This window comes from Actinospica durhamensis (assembly GCF_018139695.1).
Classification (GTDB): domain Bacteria; phylum Actinomycetota; class Actinomycetes; order Streptomycetales; family Catenulisporaceae; genus Actinospica; species Actinospica durhamensis.
On sequence record NZ_JAGSOG010000524.1, the window covers coordinates 1 to 2,185 of the forward strand.

Here is a 2,185-nt window from a genome sequence, read left to right on the forward strand (position 1 = left end):
GCCCCCGACCTCCCGGTTTCGGAGACCCCTGATGCGCATCGCTGTCACCGGTTCCATCGCCACCGACCACCTGATGACGTTCCCCGGCCGGTTCACCGACCACCTCCTCGAAGACCGGCTGCACACGGTGTCCCTGTCGTTCCTGGTGGACGAGCTCGAGGTCCGTCGCGGCGGGGTCGGGCCGAACATCTGCTTCGGGCTGGCCCGGCTCGGCCTGACCCCGCTGCTGCTCGGCGCCGCCGGGCAGGACTTCGACTCCTACCGGGCCTGGCTCGAGGAGAACGGCGTGGACACCACGCACGTGCTGGTCTCCGACCGGCACCAGACCGCGCGGTTCGTGTGCACGACGGACCGCGACAACAATCAGATCGCCTCGTTCTACGCCGGCGCCATGGCCGAGGCGCGCCACCTCGACCTGGGCCGGGTGCGCGAGCTCGCCGGAGCCGTGGACCTGGTTCTGATCGGCGCGGACGACCCCGACGCGATGCTGCGCCACGCCGCCGAGTGCCGCGCTCTCGGCATCCCCTTCGCCGCGGACCCCTCGCAGCAGCTGGCCCGGATCCCCGGCGAGGGGATCAAGAGCCTGGTCGACGGGGCGGCCTACCTGTTCGGCAACGAGTACGAGCGGGATCTGCTGACCAAGCACACCGGGTGGACGCCGCAGGAGATCGCCGAACGCGTCGAGGTCTGGGTCACCACGTTGGCCGGCGACGGGGTGCGCGTGCAGAGCGCGGACGGCACCGACCTGCAGGTGCCCGCCGTGCCGGTCGCCGGCATCGCGGACCCCACCGGCTGCGGCGACGCGCTGCGCGCCGGATTCCTGGCCGCCCGCTCCTGGAACCTGTCGCTGGAGCGCGCGGCCCAGCTCGGGTGCGCGATGGCCGCGCTCACCCTGGAGACCGTGGGCACACAGACGTACGCCGCGCACCCGGAGGAGATCCTCGAACGCCTCGCGAGCGCGTACGGCGAGCAGGTGTCGACCGACTTCGAGCCCTGGCTCGTCCGGGAGTCTCCGCGGCTCAAGGCCGGAACGACGCCGTGAGCACGACGTCGGCAACCCTGGCGACCCGGCCCGACCAGGCGACCATCCGCGAGCTGCTCGCCGCGGGACAGAGCACTGTCTCGTTCGAGTTCATGCCGCCGAAGCAGGAGTCCGGCGAGCCGGCGTTCTGGGATGCCGTGCGCCGGGTGGAGGCGCTGCGTCCGGCGTTCATCTCCGTCACCTACGGCGCGGGCGGCTCGACCAGGGACCGCACGATCCGCATCACCGAACGCATCGCCGCCGAGACGACGCTGCGGCCGGTCGCCCACCTGACCGCGGTCGGGCACTCGCTCACCCAGCTGCGCAACATCATCGGGCGGCTCGCGGACGCGGGCGTGCGCGACGTGCTGGCCCTGCGCGGCGATCCCCCGGGCAATCCGCGCGGACCGTGGACCGCGCACCCCGAGGGCGTGGCGCACGCGGTCGACCTGCTGCGGCTGCTGCGGCGGTCCGGCGACTTCAGCGTGGGCGTCGCCGCGTTCCCGGAGAAGCACCCGCGCTCGCCCGACTGGGACAGCGATCTGCGCCACTTCGTCGCCAAGTGCCGGGCCGGCGCGGACTACGCGGTGACCCAGATGTTCTTCCGCGCCGAGGACTATCTGCGCCTGCGCGACCGGGTCGAGGCGGCCGGCTGCCGGATCCCGATCATCCCGGAGATCATGCCGGCCACCGACGCCCGGCAGATCCGCCGCTTCGCCGAACTCAGCGAGGCCACCTTCCCCCGCGACCTGGCCGCACGCCTGCACACCGCCGCGGGACGTCCCGAGGACGGCCTGGACATCGGCGTCGAACACGCCACCGCACTGGCGAGCCGGCTGCTCGCGGAGGGCGCGCCGGGCCTGCACTTCATCACGCTCAACCGTCCCACGGCCGCACTGCGCATCCACGCGAACCTCGGGCTGCGCGGCCGCGGAACCGTCCCCACACCCAGGAGTGCACATGACCGTCACTGACGCGGCCCGCGAAGCCGTATCCCCGAGCGCCGCCGCGCCGGACTTCAAGGTCCGGGACCTGTGGCTGGCCGAGTTCGGCCGCAAGGAGATCCGCCTGGCCGAGCATGAGATGCCGGGCCTGATGGCGGTACGGCGGGAGTACGCCGGGGCCCAGCCGTTGCGCGGGGCGCGGATCACCGGGTCGTTGCAC

3 protein-coding genes are annotated in these 2,185 nt (G+C 73.0%); all 3 read left to right on the plus strand.

Translation table 11 applies throughout. The features are described 5' to 3' along the window. Positions 1-31 precede the first annotated feature (31 nt). Positions 32-1,042 carry a carbohydrate kinase family protein gene (locus KDL01_RS40675; protein ID WP_212534065.1) on the plus strand — a complete coding sequence of 337 codons (1,011 nt, stop codon included), beginning with the start codon at positions 32-34 and terminating at the stop codon, positions 1,040-1,042. Beyond that, entirely contained in the window at positions 1,039-1,995 is a 957-nt protein-coding gene (metF, locus tag KDL01_RS40680; protein ID WP_307846805.1) for a methylenetetrahydrofolate reductase [NAD(P)H], read from the plus strand. The genes KDL01_RS40675 and metF overlap by 4 nt, the downstream gene beginning before the upstream one ends. Further along, the coding region (locus KDL01_RS40685) for an adenosylhomocysteinase (RefSeq protein ID WP_212534066.1) at positions 1,982-2,185 on the plus strand (204 nt) is incomplete at its 3' end. The genes metF and KDL01_RS40685, both read left to right, overlap by 14 nt.

What these genes read in the sequence shown, in the direction of transcription:
- KDL01_RS40675 (WP_212534065.1), top strand. Translation starts at nt 32, where the DNA reads ATGCGCATCGCTGTCACCGGTTCCATCGCCACCGACCACCTGATGACG.